Genomic DNA, 18,856 nt, shown 5'->3' on the forward strand with positions numbered 1-18,856 from the left:
CTACCCACGCACGCCGCCCTGCAGCTGCGCGCGCAGCTCGGGGGTGATCTGCTGGCCGACCTGCTCGACGAGCAGGGTCATCTCGTACGCGACCGTGCCGATGTCACACGTCGGCGCGGCCAGCACCGCTAGCGACGAGCCGTCCGAAACGGACATCAGGAACAAGTAGCCGCGCTCCATCTCCACTACCGTCTGGTTGACACCGCCCGCCTCGAAACAGCGTGCGGCTCCGTGCGTCAGGCTGAGCAGTCCGGAGGCCACCGCGGACAGCTGCTCGGCGCGCTCCTGGGGCAGTCCCTCCGACGGCGCCAGCAGCAGACCGTCGGCGGACACCAGCACGGCGTGGGCGGCGCCGGGTACCCGGCGCACGAACTCCGTCATGAGCCAGCCGAACGTGCCCTGGCCGGATGCCGTCACCACTACCCCTCCTTGCTCGTGCCGCGCCGCGCGCCGCACACCGGAGTGGCCGGTCGACGGCGCCTCCCTCAAGCGTATTCGCACCGACGGCGGTGTCGAGTCCGCGACCGGATGGCCGCCGCGCACTCTACGTGTGCGCATGCTCGCGCACCGCATTGACCCGGACGGGTCCACGCGTTCGAGCGACACTCCGCGCCGCCGGCGACGATGCGTGGCGACGCGGTGTCCGCGCAGGTCAGCCGAGGTCCGGGCAGTCCAGCGGGACGACCCGGCCGTCGACGGTGCCGAACGCGCCGCCCCGAGCCCCGCTCCGGACGGCGGCCGCTTCCCCCGAGGTGGGTGAAGCACGTGGAGTTCACTCCAACGGCCGCATCCGGTTCGGGGCGTCATCGGGCTATCCCGCGCGCAACGCCGAATCGTGCGCGATCGCGTGCTGGACGACCGAGATCAGCACCTGCTTGGCGGAGTCGCGCTCGCGCGCGTCACACGCCATGATCGGGACCGACGGCGCGATGGTCAGCGCGTGCCGGACGTCCTCGATCTGGTGGTGCAGCAACCGGTCGAAGCAGTTGATGGCCACGACGTAGGGCAGCTTCCGGTTCTCGAAGAAGTCGATCGACGGGAACGCGTCGGCCAGCCGCCGCGTGTCCACGAGCACGACCGCGCCGATGGCCCCGACCGCCAGGTCGTCCCACATGAACCAGAACCGGTGCTGACCCGGCGTACCGAACACGTACAGCACCAGGTCCGAGTCCAGCGAGATGCGCCCGAAGTCCATCGCCACGGTAGTGGTGGTCTTGTTGGGCGTCGCCGAGGTGTCGTCGTGTCCGACGCTCGCCTCGGTCATCATGGCCTCGGTGGTCAGCGGGTCGATCTCCGAGATCGCCCCGACCATCGTTGTCTTCCCCGAACCGAACCCGCCGGCGACCACGATCTTGGCCGACGAGGTCGGACCCGTCACCTGCGGCGCGTTCGCGTCGGAGTCAAATTCTCCGAAGCCCACTGAGCACCCTTTCCATGAACTCGATACTCGGCCGGTCACCCACGGTCTGGCTGCTGGAGTGCACCAGCACCAGCCCGAGCCCCGCCACGTCACCAATCAACACCCGCACCACACCGAGCGGCAGCCGCAGCAGCGCCGCCACCTCGGCCACCGACCGGGTGTCGAAGCACAGGTCGCAGATCGACCGGTGTTCGGGCACCCGGACCCGGTCGAGCAACCGGCCCTGTTCGCTGGTCGAGATCAACGTCTCGATCGCCAGATCGAGTGTCGCCTTCGTCCGCCCGCGGGTCCGGAAGTACGGCCGGACCAGGCCCGACGTCTCCATCTCCGTCGGCGGCGGTGGCTCGTCGACGTACTCCTGGTGGGCCTGTCGCGGCAGTGCCGCGGCCAGCTCCCCGGAGTCCGGTCCCGACGTGTAGTCGCGCTCGCGGTCGTTGCTGTACGCGGCGAAGTCCGCCGCGTCGTACAACGGCCCGCTCGCGCCGCCGAACAGCTCCGAACCCGGACCGCCGAGCAGGCGGTCGCGGTACCCGTTGCTGCCGGGCTCGATGGGCCGGATCGGCTCCTGCCCCGCGTTCGAGTCCGTCAGCCAGTTCGGCGGTTCCCGGACGGGGTCGCTGTCGGAACCCTGGACCCGCCGTTGCCGCCACTCACGGTCGACGCGTTCCCGGAACGACTGCCAGTCCTCCCGGCCGTCGTCCGGCCCCGGCTGCTCGGACCACCCGCCGGAGAAGTCGTCACCGAGCCGGCCATCGCCCCTCAAGCGCCCGTCGTCCACGGCTCTCTCCTCGGTTCCCCGGTCGTCAGCGGCGGACCGCTGCGCCCTGCAGTTGCGCCCGCATCTCCGGTGTCAGCTGCTGGCCGACCCGCTCCACCAGCAGGGTCATCTCGTAGACGACCAAGCCGATGTCACTTTCGGGTGACCCGAGCACCGCGAGACAGGAACCGTCGGAAACCGCCATGAGGAAGAGGAAGCCGTTGGCCATCTCGACCACGGTCTGTGCGACCGTGCCGCCCTCGAACACCTTGGCCGCACCCCGCGCGAGGCTGGTGAGCCCCGACGCGACGGCCGCCAGCTGGTCTGCCCGGTCCTTCGGGAGGCCGCGCGAGGCCGCCAGGAGCAGACCGTCCGCCGACACCACGACCGCGTGGGCCGCGCCGGGCACCCGGTGCACGAAATCCGTGATCAGCCAAGCGAAGCTGCCGGTATTACCCGCCTTGGCCTGCGCGGAGCCACCCGGCTGCGCGGAGCCACCCGGCTGCATTGCACCCGCCCGTGTCACTTTCACTCCTCACTGCTGTCTGTGGTGTTGCCATTCATCGGAAACACACCGTCTTCGTCCGTGCGTTCCTTCAACGCGTGCCGTCCGGACGTGTAGCCACGTTGGAAGCTTGCCATCCGGCTCCGCGCCGTGGACGCCGAGCGGGTGATCACACCCGTTCCGGGCCTCCCACCGGTGTTGTCCGCGAAGTTGTTCTGCGCCGGCGCGTCGGACGAGGGGCTGTTGATCGACCCGGGCACCAGGTAGGCGTTCGGGACGCGCTTGGGCAGCCCGGCCGGGGTGATCTCCTCGTCCTTCGCCTCCAGCAGCGACTGAGCCGCGTTCCAGCCCTCGTCGGAGGCACTGTGCCAGCCGTCGTCGGGCGGGAGAAGCGGGTGCCTCGTCGCCGCGGTCGGCTGCAGCTCGTCGACGCGCTCGGGCTCCGGCTCGCGGTCCCGGACGGGTTCGCGATCACGAACGGGTTCGCGGTCGCGGACCGGCTCACGGTCACGGACGGGCTCCCGATCGCGAACGGGCTCGCGCTCGGTTTCGTACCGCGGTGCGGGCTCGCGACGAGCCTCGTGCCGCGGCTCGTCGGCCAGCCCGTTGAGCGGTGGCAGCATCGGGTCGGCCGCGGCGTCGGCCTGAGCCGGCACCGGATCGGCCGTGCCCGCTTCGTCGCCCTCACTGAACCAGCGTGACAGCACCGACTGGTAGATGGGCAGCCGCCGGGTGGGTACATCGTCTTCGAGCGCCGACGAGCCGACGTCCGCCACGGGTGGCGGCGGTGGCGGCTCCTCCGGCGGGACGTACTTCGGCTCGCGCTTGGGCAGCACCAGCGGCTGGAACCGGGTGTCCGCGCTGTGGCTGGCCCCGTCGCCGTTCGGCGACGGCGTCAGCGGCGCGAGGTCCTCGGCCGTCGGCCACGCGGGCGTCTCCGGCTTCGGCAGCTCCGGCGACAGGAACGGGCCTGCCGCACGCCCGCCGCTGACCAGGTCGTCCAGGCTGATCGGCTGGTCCAGCGGGACCAGCCCACCCTGGTTGGCGACCGGTTCGTGCACCGGCGGGGCCGATGGCGGCGGCGGGGTGTGGTGGTGCGTCTGCGTCTGCTCGTAGTCGGGGATCGACGGCACCGGGATGCTCGGCATCGACATCGACGTCTCGGACCGGTTCTGCGGCGGCGTCTGGGTCAGCTGCTGGCGCGGCATGCCCGGGCGGAGCTGGGTGAGCAGCTCGGCCGGGACGACGACGCGGGCGATGACGCCGCCCTCGATGTCCTCGTTCTCGCGCAGCCGGACCTCGATGCCGTGGCGCTTGGCGAGCCGCGACACCACGTAGAGGCCCATTCGCCGGGTCACCGACACGTCCAGGTCCGGCGGCTCGGCGAGCCGCGCGTTGACCTCGGCCAGCCGGTCGTCGCCCATCCCGACACCGTGGTCGGTGACCTGGATGGCGAGCGCCTTCCGCCGGGTGACGACCGCCCGCACGATGACCTTCGTCTCCGGCTCGGAGAAGTAGGTCGCGTTGTCGAGCAGCTCGGCCAGGACGTGCACGAGGTCGTGGATCGCGAGGCCCTGGACCGCGACGTCGGGCACGATGCCGACCTCGATCCGGGCGTACTGCTCGATCTCGGACACCGCGGCGCCGATGACGTCGGCGGCGGGCACCGGCTTCGGCACGGACTTGGCCAGGCCGGCGCCCGAAAGCACCAGCAGGGACTCACCGTTGCGCCGCAGCCGCGTGGCCAGGTGGTCGAGCTCGAACAGGCTGGCCAAGTGGTCCGGGTCCTGCTCGTCGGCCTCGAGCCGGTCGATGACGCCGAGCTGGCGTTCCACCAGCCGCTGCGACCGGCGCGAGAGGTTCACGAAGATGCCGTTGACGTTCTCGCGCAGGAGGGCCTGCTCGGCGGCCATCTTGACGGCTTGCTCGTGGACGATGTCGAACGAGCGCGCCACCTCGCCGATCTCGTCGCGCGAGTCGACGGGTACGGGCTGGACGGCGCGTTTCGAGGCGCCGACCGGGTCCGGGTCGTCGAGGATGTTCTGCACGGTTTCGGGCAGCCGGGTGTACGCGATGTCCAGCGCGCTCTTCCGCAGCACCCGGAGCGGGCGCAGCATCAGGCGGGCGACGATGAGCATCAGCGCGATCGCGGCGGCCAGCGCGGCGAGCACGATGGCACCGCCGATCCAGGCGGAGTTGACGGCCGCGGTGGCCAGGTCGTCCGCGCGGGTCTTCAGCTGGGCCAGCAGGTTCGACTCGACGGCGTGCAGCTTGTCCGCCGAGACCGTGCTGTCCTTGCTGAGGGTCGAGGGCTCGATGCTCGGCGCCTCACCCAGCTGGGCGGAGGCGAACGCGCTGGTCTGGATCCGCCGGCGGTCGTCGACCTCCGGACCGGAGTAGGTGTCGTTGTAGAGCTGCCGCTGGTCGTCGTCCGCGTTCGCGAGGAACGAGATGACCGAGGCGTCCGCACTGGACGCCGCCGCACGCGTCTGGTCCAGGAGGTCACCGGGGAAGTTCGTGCGGTACGCCGCGATCTGCAGGTCGGCGTCCGCGCGGACGGTGAACTCCTTGGCCTCGCTGATCGCCTGCGTGCTGGTGCCGAGGCGCAGCACGTCCCGGTCGGTGACCGCGGTGGTCACCTCGCGGCCCAGCTCGATCAGCGCGTCGACGATGCCGGAGTACGCCGTCATGACGGTGATGTCCGGCAGGCCGTTCTGCGCGCCGTAGGCCGCACGCAGCGGGCGCAGCGCGTCGAGGCGCTGGATGCCGCGGGCGTAGCGGTCGGTCGTGGCCTGGTCGTCGTTCTTCAACGTCGACGCGGCGCCCTTGAGGTCGGTGACCTCGCGGTCGACCTTGGCGATCTGCGCGTCCAGCCCCGTCTGCAGCAACTGGTTGGCGGACGAGATCCGCGCGACGGCCAGCGAGCGCTCGTTCTGCAGCTCGTGCACCACCGTGGTGACCTTGACCGCGAACGCGACCTGGTCGGCGGTGCGCTGGAACTCCGCCGCCTGCTGGGCGTCGTCGACCACGCGCAGTGCACCCAGCACCGACGCGGTCAGAGTAGGGATGATCAGGACCGCGGCCAGCTTGGACCGCAGCCGCCAGTCACGCATGCCGGAGAAAAATCCGGACTTCTTCCCCGGATTCGCTCCGGGCGACTGCGCAGGGGTCCCTCCCACCCCCGCGGCGTCTTCGTTCGGCACCGCCGCACCACCATCATCGTTCGTGCTCGTAAAGCCCTGGTCGGTCCAGCGCCCGCCGGGGCGCATCACGTTCTCCTCAGCCACTCGTACGCACGCTCCTGGCATACCGGCGCACCGGCCGGTCGGTCGGAGCCCAGCGCGAGACGGTACCCGTACGGGTGAAAAGATCGTCTTCGACGGGGGTGCCCGAACGCCGCCCTCGCGGGCGGAATCGGTTCAGCTGGAGCATCACGGTCGGGTCCCTGCGCTGATCTTGCATCGGTCTATGTCGGCCTATCCCACCGGCGCGGCGGCTCTGCCCGGCCTGGCTGTGGTCTCTACTGCGGGGGCGAATCTCTCAGGAAAAGCACAGCGTGTCCTGGTAGACCAATGTGGGTCTTCTTGATCGGCCATCCAGGGACTCTCTCTCACTACATCGGAGGTTGAAACCTCCCCGCAGGTGCAGAGGGTAGCGAACGGCCGGGGAAGATGTAACCCTCCCGACAACACGCGCAGGATGTTGCACAGCGTTCGCTCAGTCGACGCGCAACTGGTGATCCCTTTTTGCGGATCCCCGTCCTACGCTGGGTGTTCTGCTACGGCGAGTGGAGCAGCGGGTCTAGACCAGAGGCCCAAAGAGTGATGCGTACCACTCGTCCGGGTATTGCTTCCACCCGTTGTGAGCAGGCTGTCACGCTGTCTACAGTGGCCCGCGTGTCTCCGGACAATGAGTCACGCACTTTCACTGGATTCGGTACACCAACCGTCACCTTCGTCAAGGAGCAGGCCTTGCTTGGAAACGCCAGGAGCAGTGGCCGGGTTCGCACTCGCCGTGCCGCGCTCGGGCTCGCCCTCACCGCCGCCGCCGTGACAGCCGCCAGCGGCTGCAGCGCGCTCGGCTCGGACGACTCGAACGCCTCGTCGAACGGGGGTGGCCTGGAGAAGCCGAACATCACGGTCTCCATCCTGCCGACCACCGACCTGGGCCCGTTCTGGCTCGCCCAGGACGGCGGCTACTTCAAGGCCGAGGGCCTCAACGTCAAGTCCGTGGTCGCGGCCAGCGGCCAGGCCTCGATGACCAAGTCGATCTCCGGCGAAGCCGACATCGCCCTCTCCACCTATACGCCGTTCTTCATCGCGAAGAGCACCGGCGCCGCCGACATGCAGCTCGTCGCCGACGGTTCCTCCGTGAACGCGAAGAGCAACGCCATCGTCACGGTGCCGAACTCGCCGGTGAAGACCGTCGCCGACCTCGCCGGCAAGCGGATCGCCATCACGGCCAAGAACACGGCTTCCGACCTGCTGACCAAGTCCGTGATGAAGGACCACGGTGTCCCCTCGGACAAGGTCCAGTGGGTCACGCTCGCGCTGCCGAACATCGCGGCCGCGCTGCAGCAGGGCCAGGTCGACGCCGCGTACCTGCCGGAGCCGTTCATCACCCAGGCCGCCAAGAACGTCGGCGCCACCCCGGTGATCGACATCAACACCGGTGCCAGCCAGGACTTCCCCCTGACCGGCTACGGCGCCCCCAAGAAGTGGGTCCAGGACAACCCGAAGACCCTCGCGGCCTTCCAGCGCGCGATGCAGAAGGCGACCCGCGACGCGATCAACGACCGCTCGAAGGTCGAGCCGCTGCTGGTCAAGTACGCGAAGATCGACGAAGACACCGCGAAGCTGCTGACGATCCCCGGTTACGGCTCGGTTCTGGACGCCCGCCGCATGCAGCGCGTCCCCGACCTGCTGCTGCAGCTGGGTGCCATCAACACGGCGGTCGACGCCGCGTCGATGATCGCCCCCCAGGCGACTGCCAGCTGACATCGTGACCAGACTGCTCCGCAACCTGACCGGCCTGGTCGGCTTCCTCCTCCTCTGGGAGGTCGTCGTCCAGGTCGGCCTGGTCAGCAAGACGTTCATCCCGCCGCCCAGCGTCGTCCTCGTCACCGTCGGGGAACTGCTCGGCGACGCCTCCTTCATCCGCGACGTCATCGCGACGATGCTCGCCTGGCTGATCGCGATCCTGATCGCCGTGGCCGTCGGCGTGCCCGCCGGCCTGCTGCTGGGCAGCGTGCCGGTGCTGCGCAACGCCACCGCCGCGATCGTCGAGTTCCTCCGCCCGATCCCGGTCGCCGCGCTCATCCCCCTGGTGCTGCTGGTGATCGGCTCCGGGCCGGAGGCGAAGATCACCCTCGCGGTGTACGCCGCCCTGTGGCCGATCATGTTCAACACGATCTACGGGCTCAGCGAGATCGACCCGGTGCTGATGGAGACCGCGCGGGCGTCCGGGACCAGCCGGTTCCGGATCCTGACGTCGGTCGCGCTGCCGTTCACCGCGCCGTTCGTCTTCACCGGCATCCGGCTGTCGGCGACGATCGCGCTGATCGCCGTCGTCAGCACCGAGTTCCTGGCCGGCTCCGAGGTCGGGCTCGGCAACTTCATCCTGGTCTCCAGCACCGGCTCGACCCGGTTCGACCTCGTGCTGGCCGGCACCGTCGTGGCCGGCTTGCTGGGTTACCTCATCAACGAAGGGCTCGAGCAAGTGGGCAAGCGGCTGTTCCGCTGGAGCACCGTGGACCGGGAGGCGATCGCGTGACCGCCGCGACCCTGTCCGGCCGCGTCGGCAGGCGCGCCGTCCGCGGCGCCACCGCGGTCCTGCGCAACTGGCTGCTCTTCGCGGTCCTCGTGGTGCTCTGGGAGTTCGCCGCCCGCGCGGGCGGCAGCAAGTTCTTCCCGCCGCCCTCGGAGATCGCGGTCCGCGCCGCGAACCTGTGGTTCACCGGGCCGGCGGACCACCTCTTCCTCACTGACGCGGTGTTCGACAACGTGTTCCCCAGCCTCGGTCACATGCTTGGCGGCTGGGCACTGGCGTCCGTGGTCGGTATCGTCCTCGGGGTGCTGGTCGGCCGGTCTCCGAAGGCGATGGACTACCTCGGGCCGCTGTTCGCCTTCTTCCGCTCGATCCCGCCGCCCACGCTGATCCCGGTGTTCGCGGTGCTGTTCGGGCTGAGCTCGGGCATGCAGGTCGGGTCGATCATCTTCGGCGCGATCTGGCCGGTGCTGCTCAACGCGGTCGACGGCGTCCGCTCGGTCGACCAGGTCAAGGTGGAGACGGCGCGGTCGTTCCGCACGCCCAAGGCGTACTGGATCAGCATGGTCGTGCTCCCCGCGGCGGCGCCGAAGATCTTCGCCGGGCTGCGGGTGAGCCTGTCGATCTCGCTGCTGCTCATGGTGGTCTCCGAGCTGGTGGGAGCCTCCTTCGGTATCGGGCGCTCACTGCTGAACGCCCAGCAGGACTTCGACTTCCCGTCGATGTGGTCCTGGTTGGTGCTGCTCGGCATCCTCGGCTACGTCTTCAACACGATCTTCCTGGCCGCGGAGCGACGGGTACTGGCGTGGCAGCCGGCCCGCCTCGGCCGCGACTGACGGTGGAAAGGCCCTCAATGTCAACCATGCTCGAAGTGTCCGGTGTCAGTCACCGCTACGGCTCCGGCCCCAAGGCGCACACCGCCGTCGACAACCTGTCGTTCACCGTCGAGGCCGGGCAGCTGGCCAGCATCGTCGGCCCGTCCGGCTGCGGCAAGTCGACGCTGCTGCGCTGCATCGCCGGGCTGACCCCGCCGACCGACGGCACGGTCAGCCTGCACGGCGACCGCGTCTCGGGCGTGCCGGACGACCTCGCCGTCGTCTTCCAGGACTACAGCCGGTCGCTGTTCCCGTGGCTCTCGGTGCAGAAGAACGTCGAGTTCCCGCTGCGGTGGCGCTCGATCTCCCGGTCCGAGCGGCGCAAGCGGGCCGCCGAGGCGCTGGAGCACGTCGGGCTGTCCGGCGTCGGCGGGAAGTACCCGTGGCAGCTGTCCGGCGGGATGCAGCAGCGGGTGTCGATCGCCCGCGCGCTGGCCAGCCGTCCGTCGCTGCTGCTCATGGACGAGCCGTTCGCCTCGGTCGACGCGCAGACGCGGTTCGAGCTCGAGGACCTGACCCGGCGGGTGCAGCGCGAGCAGGGCGCCACGATCCTCGTCGTCACGCACGACATCGACGAGAGCGTCTACCTGTCCGACCGCGTGCTGGTGCTGTCGAAGTCGCCGGCGTCGATCGTGGCGGACCTGCGGGTGGACCTGCCGGCCGACCGCGACCAGATCGCGACCCGCGAGTCGCTGGAGTTCGTGACGCTGCGCGGTGAAGTGGCGCGGCTGCTGAACGGCGGCACCCCGGAGGAAGCGGCCAAGGCCGCCTCCGACGCCGCCGAATGGGCGATGGCCGAGCAGGCCAAGGAGCAGCGGGCCAAGGCCCGTCGCTGACGTCCACAGTAGACAGTTCCAAGTCCGTGAATGCCACATCGAGGGACGTAGTGTCCCTCGATGTGGCATTCACGGACTTCAGTAGATGGTGGAGTTCTCCGGCACGACCCGGACGTGGACCAGGGTCGGGCGGTCGTCGGCCAGGGCCGCCGTCAACGCCGGGGCCAAGGCGGCCGGCTCGGTGATCGCGATGCCCTGGCAGCCCATGCTCGCCGCCAGTGCCGAGAACTCGATCCCGCCCAGCTGCGTGCCCGGCAGCTTGGAGCCGCCGATCGCGTCGCCGAGGATGCGGACCGCCGCGTACTCCGTGTTGTCCAGGATCACGATCGTCACCGGCAGTTCCTGACGCGCGGCCGTCCAGAGCGCCTGGATGCCGTACATGCTGGAGCCGTCGCCGATCACGCCGACGACCTTGCGGTCCGGCCGGGCGATGGCCGCGCCGACGACGCCCGGGACGCCGTAGCCGAGTGCGCCGCTGGCCATCGTCAGGAAGCCGGTGTCGGTCGCGGTGATCGGCAGGTGGTCGTGCATCACCGCGCGGTGGCTGGGGGTTTCCTCGACGACGAGCGCGTTGTCCGGCAGGACCTCCGCGAGCGTCGCGTAGAAGTAGGCCCCGGTGAGCGCGCTGCCGTCCGGCTTCGCTGGCCGCTCCAGCGGCGCGGGCGCGGGCCGGCTCGTCTCACCGACGGCGTCGACGAGCGCGCGGATGCCGAGCTTCAAGGTGGCGCGGATGCCGGTGCCTTCGAAGGCCCGCGCGAGGATCTGCTCGTCGTCGCTGACGATGAACAGCGGCGGCAGCGGAGCTTCGCCCCGGCCGCGCTCGACGTGGTAGGTGAAGGCCGGCGCACCGAGCACGACGACGAGGTCGTAGGCGGCCAGCTTGTCCGAGATCGTGCCGCGCTCGGGGTCCAGGAACCCTTGGAACAGCGGGTGATCCTCGGGGAACGAGCACCGGAACGACATCGGCGCGACCCACACGCCGGCGTTGACCCGCTCGGCGAGCGCGACGGCCTCCTCGACGGCACCGTCCTGGTCGACGGCCCCGCCGACGACGATGGCGGGCCGTTCGGCGGCGGCGAACGCGGCGGCGAGTTCGGCGACGGCTTCGGGATCCGGCGCGAAGCCACGGATCCGCGGCCGGGAGACGATCGGGCGTTCGGTCGTGACGGTCCAGTCGTCGGCCGGGACGGACACGAAGACCGGACCGGACGGCGCCTGCGTCGCGACGTGATAAGCCCGCGCCAGCGCGGCCGGGACGTCCTCGGCCGTCGCGGGCTCGATCGACCACTTCACGTACGGCTTCGGGAACTCCGGCGCGTCCATCGCGCCCAGGAACGGATCGTGCGGCAGCAGCGACCGCACCTGCTGCCCGGCGACGATGATCAGCGGCGTCCGGTTCTTGTAGGCGGTGAAGATGCTGCCGAGGCCGTGCCCGACGCCGCCGGCGGAGTGCAGGTTGACCAGCGCCGCCTGCCGCGTGGCCTGGGAGTAGGCGTCGGCCATCGCCACGACGGCGGACTCCTGCAGCCCCAGGACGTAGTCGAAGTCGTCCGGCCACTCCGTCAGGAACGGGACCTCGGTGGTGCCGGGGTTGCCGAACACCGTGGTGAGGCCGAGTTCTCGGAGGAGTTCGCGGGTGGCGTCCAGCACCGTGCGCTTGAGCATGCCCCCAGGCTAACCGTTAGCGCTGCGAAAGAAACCACCAAAAGCCGTGAAGGCCTCCTTACCGGCTCTTAGCGCCGGTAAGGAGGCCTTCACGGACCTACCTGGGGTCTACTTGGGGTCTCAGCCGATCAGGCCCGACAGGCCTGAGCCCTTGAAGGAGCCCCAGCCGGTCACCTGGTCGTAGCCCGTGCCGGCGGTGAAGCCGGTCGTGCCGTGCAGGGTGTTGTTGCCCGTCGTCACGTCGTGGAAGCCCGTGCCGTACGAGGACCCGTTGCCGATCGAGTAGAACTTCGGGTTCAGGTTGCCCAGGCCGCCGCCGTGGACCTGGTTCTGCAGCGTCGCGAAGGCCGCCCACAGCGGGGCCGCGCCGGACGTGCCCCAGACCGTCTCCCAGGAACCCGCGGTGTAGATGTAGTAGCCCGAGCCGCTGGCCGCGTCCGCCGAGACGTCCGGGACCTTGCGGTTCGTGGTGCTCTGGGTGGACTGCCAGGACGGCGCCGTGAAGACCGTCGAGATGCCGCCGCCGGTCGAGCCGTTGGACGCGCCGTCGTTCCACGCCTTCTCACTGCTGTAGGCGTTCGACGAGGTCACCGTCAGCTGCGTGCCGCCGACGCCCGTGACGTTCGGGCTGGACGCCGGGAAGTCCACGGCCTTGGCGGTGGAGCCGGTCTGGCGGTAGCAGTCGGTCGTGCCGTCGTCGCCCGCCGCCGCGAAGTAGGAGATGCCCTCCGCGGTGCCGGTCGCGATCGCATTGCTGACGCTCTTCGCCGCGCTCGAGCCCTCGGCGGATTCACAGGCGCCCCAGGAGATCGAGACGACGTTGACCGTGTGGTCCGACGCGATCTTCTGGTACATCGCCAGTTCGCCGGCGCTCGAGTTGGGCGCTTCGTACACGTAGTCGTTGGCCGCCGCGGCCAGCGCGTGCACGACCTCGATGTCCAGCTCGACCTCGATCTCGCCGTCACCGGGCGACGAGTCGTAGTTCGCGCCGCTGACCGGGACCGTCGTCACCGAGCCCGCCGAGAGGCCGTACGTGCTGTCGTACTTGGTGACGTTCGCCTTCTTGTAGCCGTCGAACTCGACGAAGCCGACCTTGACGCCGCTGCCGGTCGCCGAGAGACCGCTGGTGCCGTACGCGGTCTTGAGGATCGGCGGGGTGACGGACTTGACGACGTTCGGCTGGGCTTTGGACGCCTGGGACGAGTGCGTCCGCACGGCGTGGTCGTCCAGGCCGACGACGTTCGCCACGACGCCCGAGACGTCCGCGGAGACGGTCGGCGCGGAGTCGTTCGCGAAGAAGTTCCGGCCGGAGACGGTGTCGTGGTAGTTCCCGATCCGGGTGTGGAACGCCGCTTCGAGCTGCGCCGCCGAACCGTGGAACGTGACGGCCTGCCGGTTGCCGGAAACCTCGATCCCGGTGGCCCCCGCCTTCCCGAGGAATGAGACGGCCTTGTCGACGTCGGCCTGCGTCGGACCGAACTCGGCATTGAACTGCGCCGGCGTGAGGAAGTGGTGGTATTGCGGCGAGGCCGGGTTCTGCACTTCGGCGAGGAACCTTTCCAGCGCCTGCTGGTTGTGCAGTTTCAGGGAGAGCGCCGCGGTGATCTGCTGGGCCGCGCCGACGTCGCCGGTGCGGGCGCTGTTGACCAGCGGAGCGGCGGAGTCGGCCAGTGTGACCAGGGGTTCCGTCGCCGCGGCGGCCGGGACGGCCACGGCGAGGCCGAGCAACGCCGGCAGCGGCACGGCGGCCGCGACGAGCTTGCGCAAGCGCATGGGAGAATTCCTCTCGGCGGTGGGGACCGGGCCTGCGCGGAATGCTCGCAGCAGGTTGCCAAGGAGCATAAGTCGGCAACCAACCTACTTTTGTTGGTCATTTCGCGGTTCCCATTTTCGTTTCCGCACCGTTTACCATTTCATGGGAATTCGATGGTCAACGCGGCAGCTCGTCGATCCGCTCGACGATCTCCTGCGCGTGCCCGTCACCGGCGAACCGGCGGGCCGCCGCCGACAGCGTCCGCAGCCGCTGCCGGGTCCGCGGCGACCGCAGCGCGCCGGCCAGCTCGATGGCCTCCTGCCCAACGCTCGCGGCGACGTCGAGATCGCCGTCCAGCGCGTGCACGGTGGCCAGCCAGATCACCGTCAGGCCCCGGCTGCGCGTCATGTCCGGGCCGTAGCCGGCGATCGCGTCGGTGAGGGCGCGGATCCCGGCGCGGCCGTGCCGGACGTCGACCACCTGGGCCAGCTCGCCGTGCACCGTGCCGGTCATCGCCGCCATGTCGTTGCCGTCGAAGAAGGCCGCCCACGGCGACACCTCGGTCTCGTGCGCGGCCGCGAACTCGGCCCGCGCGCGGCGCAGGTACGTCAGCGCGGCGGCGACGTCGGCCTTCTTCGCGTACGCCCACGCCTGGTTGGCCGACAGGATCGCCTGCGCCCGCTGGGACCTCGCCCGCAGTGCCGCTTCGCGTCCGCGCGCGAACTCCGCCAGTGCCGCGTCGACCGCGCCGTAGTGCAGGTGCAGCCGTCCGGTGCGGTACCGGATGTTGGCCTGGAGGTCGTCGTTCCCGGCCTCGACGGCCAGCTCCAACGCCCGCGCGAAGGCGGCCAGCGCGGCCGCGGGCCGGTTCTCGTCGAAGCTCGTCCAGCCGGCGAGGTTGTACAGATCGGCGACGACGGTGCAGAGCCGCACGAGGACGGCGTCCCGCATCGTGCCGGCCAGCAGGTCCGCCGCGACCGGCAACCGCGCCGCGATCGCCTCGGCGCAGGACCCGCCGCCTTGGCGGTAGTCCCGGGCCCGGAGCTCCGCGACGGCTTCCTCCAGCCGTCGCACGTCGGTGAGGCCCACGCGGGCGCCGCGCGGGTCCTCCCGGCCGTCACTGCCGGTCATGGCAGCCCTCCGTCTTCCTGGAGAGCCACCGCCCGTGGCAGCTCCCGGTCATTCCCCTCCGGACCACGCCCCGGGTCGTTCCTTCGGGGGGTGGCCACCGGGGAGTACCCCGGTGGCGGTCAGCACCACACCCGTGGCGGTTTCCGCGATCTTGACGACGGCCAGGAGGCCGCCGAGGGCGAGCGAACTGCCGAGTCCCAGGTGGGCGAACTCGTCTTCGGACGTTCCGGTTCCGCGTTGCCGCGGGATCGCGCTGGTCACGATTCGACCTTCCGGGTTGTTCCGGACACACTGGTTCGACATTCGCGGGGAATCAGCCGCCCCCAGGCGACGAACACCCACCGGATGGTCGAGTTCTTCGGTTCCTGCTGGCCTGGCCACGAGCTCGTCTTGAACTGAATACGCGCGCACACAGCGCCGCCTCCCGCACTGCAGAACGATTCTTGAACATCGGCCGGATCGCGAAATGCGGGACAACCGTAGCGAGTCGATCTGCGCGAAATCAGCCGCCAACCAGGTCAAAGCCGTGACCTGCGCGTGCATCCGCACGCGCAGGTGCCGCTCGGCTTTTGCAACGTCGAAATGGGATTTCGCCGCGAAAGAACGTGCTTACCGCGCACGCCGGCGCACCCTGCGAATCCCGTAATCATGACTCACGTGACGCGCAGAATTCGCAGTTCGATCAGGACTTGACGAGTTCGACCCACGTGCGAACCGATTCAGCGTCGACCGCGAACTGCCAGCCGCCGGGCCGGACCGCGCTGCCGACGTGGAACCCGCGCACGCCGCCCGCGCGCAGAAGGTGGACCTGCTGGGCGCGCAGGCCGCCGCCGACGAGCAGTTCCGGCCCGTTGTCGCGCTGCGCGAGGCGCTGCAGCACGGACAGCCCGCTGCCGACGCCGTTCGGGTGGCCCGCGGCGAGCACCGTGTCGCAGCCCAGCGCCGCGAGCTGGTCGTACGCGCGCAGCGGGTCGCGCGTACGGTCGATGGCACGGTGGAACGTCCAGGGCAGGCCGTCGATCTCCTTGATGAGTGCTTCGCACGCGTCGAGGTCGATTTCGCTGTCGACGTTCAGGAAGCCGAACACGAACTCGCGCGCGCCCGCGTCGATCAGCCGGGCGGTGTCCGCGCGCAGGCCTTCGATGTCCCCGGCGGCGAAGGAACCGTTGTCCCGCAGCATGACCCGGATCGGGAGATCGGTCGCCGACTGAACATCACGCAGCGTCTCCAGCGAAGGCGTCAGCCCGTCCTGGGCCATGTCCGCGACCAGTTCGAGGCGGTCGGCCCCGCCCGCTTGCGCGCCTTCGGCGTCCGCCGCGTCCAGCGCGATCACTTCCAGCAGGGGCGTCTTCGAGCTCATGCCTCATCCGTTTCACTGGTTCCGGGTGTCTTCTCCCCTCGCGTGCCGCCCTCGCCGGAAGCCGCCTTGCAGGCTCGTCATCCGTTCGCGCACCGCTTCCGGGGAAAGCGAGAGTATCGGCCGCTGCTCCGGCACCGCTCCCGGGCTGGCCGCGGCGTCGGCCGGCTGCAGGAACGGCCAGGTGTCTTCGGCGCCGTCTTCCTGCTCCAGCTCCGCGGGTGTCGGCCACTGGTACTCGGGCTCGATCGCGGCGGACGGCTGCGGGAGCGCGACAGGCGGGGGCACCGGCGGGAACTGGGGATCGGTGTCCTCGTCGTCGGGGTTCGGCTCGGCGGCCACCGGCTGCGGCGCGAGCGGCGGAGGTGGCGGGGGCGGTGGCGGTGGCGGTGGCGGGACGGGCGCGGCTTCGCGCAGCGGCAGCCCCGAGGCCAGCGCATGGCGCGGCTCGGGCTCGGCGGGGCGGGGCTCTTCCGCGATCGGGCGCGGCTCGGCCGCGCGCCGCGGCACCTCGGGCGGCGCGGCGGCGTCGAACCAGCGGGACAGGACGTCGCGGTAGGCGGGCATCCGCTCGGTCGGGGCGTCGAAGTCCAGGTGCGGGTCGTCTTCCGCGGTGGGCCACTCCGGGGCGTGCTCGCGCGCCACCACCGGCGCGCGGCGCGGCGGGCCGGCCTCGATCGACGGCGGCGTCAGCTCTTCCGGCCCCTCGGGCTCCGGTTCCGGCTGCGTGAGCGGGGCCAGCGGCGCCAGCAGCTCGGGTTCCGGGGCGTGCTCGGGCTCGGCGGGCGGCGGGGGCGCGGGCAGGGGCGGCAGCTCGACGATCAGCCCGGTCGGCACCAGCACCGTCGCGACCAGCCCGCTGCCGTCGGCGGCGCTCAGCCGGACGTCGATCCGGTGCCGCTTGGCCAGCGTCGCGACCACGAACAGGCCCATCCGGCGCGACACCTCGACGTCGACGTCCGGCGGGTTCGCCAGGCGCGTGTTGGTGCGGTCGATCTCGGCCTGCGGCATGCCGGCGCCGTGGTCGGTGATCTCGATCTGCCAGTCGCCGTCGTGGGTTTCGGCGCTGGCGACGGTGACCGTGCCGCCGCCGGAGTAGCGCGTCGCGTTCTCCAGCAGCTCCGAAACGACGTGCACGAGGTCGTTGACGGCCTCGCCGCGGACCGCGACCTGCGGCGCCGGGCCGAGCTCGATGCGCTGGTAGTGCTCGACCTCCGAGAGCGCGGCGCCGATGATCTCGTCGGCCGCCACCGCGCCGGCGTCCTCCCGCGCGGAGTCGTGCCCCGACAGGACCAGCAGGTTCTCGCTGTTGCGCCGCATCCGCGTCGCGAGGTGGTCGAGCTCGAACAGCCCGGCGAGGGTGTCCGGGTCCTGCTCGTCGGCCTCCATCCGGTCCAGCACCGAAAGCTGCCGTTCGACGAGGTCCTGGCTCCGCTGCGAGAGGTTGACGAACATCGCGTTGACGTTCTCGCGCAGCATCGCCTGTTCGCCGGCCAGCCGGACGGCTTCGCCGTGCACCGCGTCGAACGCACGGGCCACCTGACCGACCTCTTCGCGCGTGAACACCGGGACGGGCGCGACGGCGAGCCGCTTGCGGAGGTTCTCCGGCGCGGGTTCGGGGTCGGTGAGCAGGCCCTGGACCGCCGCGGGCAGCCGGTGCTCGGCGACCTCCAGCGCCGTGCGGCGCAGGATCCGCAAGGGGCGCAACAGGGACCGCGCGATGACGACCGACAGGACGCCGGCGACGAGCAGCACGGCGAGCACCGCCCCGCCGTCCCAGATCGCCGCCGCGCGGGCCTGCGTCGCGAGGGTGTCCGTGCGTTCCTGCAACTGGACCAGCAGCGCTTGCTGCACCTGGTGGGCGAGGTTCACCGTGTGGGTCGCCGAAACGTCCCACTGGTTCGGGTCGAGGCCCGAGAGGTTCTGGCCGTTTTCGGTGCGGGTGAGCGCGGATTCGACCATGTCGTTGCCGATGTCGACGACCAGGCCGATCACCGTGTCGTCGAACATCCGTTGCTGGTCAGGGGTCGCGAAGGTGCGGTAGTCGTTGCTCGCGGCGGCGAGCTCGGCTTCGGCGCCGAGCAGCGCGCGCGTGCGGTCGCGGCTCAGCGTGCCCTCGGCGAGCGCCTCCGCCATCACCGCGCGCTTGACCGACAGCTGGTCCTTGATCCGGGCCAGTGCGTTGCCCGCCAAGCGCAACCGCGCGAGCTCGGGGTCCGAGACGTCGGCGGCGGCCGAGTCGCTGATGTCGAGCAGGCCGGAGATCAGCTCGCTGTAGGAGCGCAGCACGGCGTCGGCGGGGAACGCGGAGTGCTCCGCGGAGAACCGGAGACCGCCGAGCACGCGCAGCCGGTCGTCGCTCTGCTGCAGGCTTTCCGCGGCTTTCGCGTCGAGGCGGGGCCGGCTGTCGGCCAGCGTCCGCTCGAACGTCCCGATCGCCTGGTCGACGCGTTTGCGCTGGCCGGCGAGGTCCGCGGTGTCCCCCAAGCGGTTCTGCGCGACGAACCGGACGGTGAGGTCACGCTCGCGCTGGAGCTCGTGGATGGCTTCGGCGACGGTGCTGTCGACGCGGCCGCGGGTCGCGAACTCCGCGAGCTGCTGCGCGTCACGCAGGTCCGTGCTGATCCGCAGGCCGACGAGCGCGATCACGGCCAGCGCGGGAATGAGCAGGACAGCGAAGAGCTTCGTGCCGAGGCGCCAGTTCCGCAATCGCCAGCGGCCGCCGGCCGGACGCGGATCCGCCGCGTCGCCACCCTTGCGGGGACGCTTGTCGCGACGGGTCACCTGGTTT

The 18,856-nt window shown here is 70.6% G+C and carries 15 protein-coding genes; 4 read left to right on the top strand and 11 right to left on the bottom strand.

Annotated elements, in window-relative coordinates:
• From OHS58_RS32540 to OHS58_RS32560, 5 genes are all read right to left on the bottom strand, one after another.
• Positions 1-417, bottom strand: a complete 417-nt coding sequence (locus tag OHS58_RS32540) for a roadblock/LC7 domain-containing protein (protein WP_247063729.1) — start codon at positions 415-417, stop codon at positions 1-3.
• Between the two features lie 394 nt (positions 418-811).
• The gene (locus tag OHS58_RS32545; protein ID WP_247017872.1) at positions 812-1,420 is read right to left on the bottom strand and encodes a GTP-binding protein; all 609 of its coding nucleotides are present in this window, start codon (positions 1,418-1,420) and stop codon (positions 812-814) included.
• Complete coding sequence (locus OHS58_RS32550) at positions 1,401-2,198, bottom strand: DUF742 domain-containing protein (protein ID WP_326944717.1); 798 nt, start codon at positions 2,196-2,198, stop codon at positions 1,401-1,403. Before OHS58_RS32550 ends, OHS58_RS32545 begins: the two co-directional genes overlap by 20 nt.
• A 25-nt stretch (positions 2,199-2,223) precedes the next feature.
• Positions 2,224-2,685 carry a roadblock/LC7 domain-containing protein gene (locus OHS58_RS32555; RefSeq protein ID WP_247063745.1) on the bottom strand — a complete coding sequence of 154 codons (462 nt, stop codon included), beginning with the start codon at positions 2,683-2,685 and terminating at the stop codon, positions 2,224-2,226.
• A 20-nt stretch (positions 2,686-2,705) separates the two neighbouring features.
• Positions 2,706-5,951: a sensor histidine kinase gene (locus OHS58_RS32560; protein WP_328649897.1), complete on the bottom strand. Its 3,246-nt coding sequence runs from the start codon at positions 5,949-5,951 to the stop codon at positions 2,706-2,708.
• 702 nt (positions 5,952-6,653) lie between these two features.
• On the opposite strand from OHS58_RS32560, the gene OHS58_RS32565 reads away from it, so the two are divergent.
• From OHS58_RS32565 to OHS58_RS32580, 4 genes are read left to right on the top strand one after another with little or no spacing between them, the layout of a single operon-like run.
• Positions 6,654-7,679, top strand: a complete 1,026-nt coding sequence (locus OHS58_RS32565; RefSeq protein ID WP_442788273.1) for an ABC transporter substrate-binding protein — start codon at positions 6,654-6,656, stop codon at positions 7,677-7,679.
• A 4-nt stretch (positions 7,680-7,683) separates the two neighbouring features.
• Entirely contained in the window at positions 7,684-8,454 is a 771-nt protein-coding gene (locus OHS58_RS32570) for an ABC transporter permease (RefSeq protein ID WP_247058536.1), read from the top strand.
• A complete protein-coding gene (locus OHS58_RS32575; RefSeq protein ID WP_247058538.1) occupies positions 8,451-9,284 on the top strand; it encodes an ABC transporter permease in 834 nt (277 codons plus the stop codon). The genes OHS58_RS32570 and OHS58_RS32575 overlap by 4 nt, the downstream gene beginning before the upstream one ends.
• A 17-nt stretch (positions 9,285-9,301) precedes the next feature.
• Positions 9,302-10,159, top strand: a complete 858-nt coding sequence (locus OHS58_RS32580; RefSeq protein ID WP_326944719.1) for an ABC transporter ATP-binding protein — start codon at positions 9,302-9,304, stop codon at positions 10,157-10,159.
• 78 nt (positions 10,160-10,237) lie between these two features.
• Here OHS58_RS32580 and mdlC read toward each other — a convergent pair whose 3' ends face one another.
• From mdlC to OHS58_RS32610, 6 genes are all read right to left on the bottom strand, one after another.
• Positions 10,238-11,824, bottom strand: coding sequence for a benzoylformate decarboxylase (mdlC, locus tag OHS58_RS32585; RefSeq protein ID WP_328645040.1), 1,587 nt, complete (start codon positions 11,822-11,824; stop codon positions 10,238-10,240).
• A 120-nt stretch (positions 11,825-11,944) separates the two neighbouring features.
• Positions 11,945-13,597 carry a S53 family peptidase gene (locus OHS58_RS32590; RefSeq protein ID WP_328645041.1) on the bottom strand — a complete coding sequence of 551 codons (1,653 nt, stop codon included), beginning with the start codon at positions 13,595-13,597 and terminating at the stop codon, positions 11,945-11,947.
• A gap of 157 nt (positions 13,598-13,754) precedes the next feature.
• Complete coding sequence (locus OHS58_RS32595; RefSeq protein WP_328645042.1) at positions 13,755-14,708, bottom strand: hypothetical protein; 954 nt, start codon at positions 14,706-14,708, stop codon at positions 13,755-13,757.
• A 48-nt stretch (positions 14,709-14,756) separates the two neighbouring features.
• Positions 14,757-14,969: a hypothetical protein gene (locus OHS58_RS32600; protein ID WP_247058548.1), complete on the bottom strand. Its 213-nt coding sequence runs from the start codon at positions 14,967-14,969 to the stop codon at positions 14,757-14,759.
• A gap of 421 nt (positions 14,970-15,390) precedes the next feature.
• On the bottom strand, positions 15,391-16,068 hold the full coding sequence (locus OHS58_RS32605) for a copper homeostasis protein CutC (RefSeq protein WP_328645043.1): 678 nt from the start codon (positions 16,066-16,068) through the stop codon (positions 15,391-15,393).
• Positions 16,069-16,080: 12 nt separating this feature from the next.
• Entirely contained in the window at positions 16,081-18,849 is a 2,769-nt protein-coding gene (locus OHS58_RS32610) for a sensor histidine kinase (protein WP_328645044.1), read from the bottom strand.
• Between the last annotated feature and the right edge of the window lie 7 nt (positions 18,850-18,856).

The sequence above is a fragment of the Amycolatopsis sp. NBC_00348 genome, from assembly GCF_036114655.1.
GTDB lineage: Bacteria > Actinomycetota > Actinomycetes > Mycobacteriales > Pseudonocardiaceae > Amycolatopsis.

Bases quoted from the DNA above. Each gene is read 5' to 3' on its own strand.
- OHS58_RS32580 (WP_326944719.1), top strand. From the start codon at position 9,302: ATGTCAACCATGCTCGAAGTGTCCGGTGTCAGTCACCGCTACGGCTCC.
- OHS58_RS32605 (WP_328645043.1), bottom strand. From the start codon at position 16,068: ATGAGCTCGAAGACGCCCCTGCTGGAAGTGATCGCGCTGGACGCGGCG.
- OHS58_RS32595 (WP_328645042.1), bottom strand. From the start codon at position 14,708: ATGACCGGCAGTGACGGCCGGGAGGACCCGCGCGGCGCCCGCGTGGGC.
- OHS58_RS32560 (WP_328649897.1), bottom strand. From the start codon at position 5,951: ATGCGCCCCGGCGGGCGCTGGACCGACCAGGGCTTTACGAGCACGAAC.
- OHS58_RS32590 (WP_328645041.1), bottom strand. From the start codon at position 13,597: ATGCGCTTGCGCAAGCTCGTCGCGGCCGCCGTGCCGCTGCCGGCGTTG.
- OHS58_RS32555 (WP_247063745.1), bottom strand. From the start codon at position 2,685: ATGCAGCCGGGTGGCTCCGCGCAGCCGGGTGGCTCCGCGCAGGCCAAG.
- mdlC (WP_328645040.1), bottom strand. From the start codon at position 11,824: ATGCTCAAGCGCACGGTGCTGGACGCCACCCGCGAACTCCTCCGAGAA.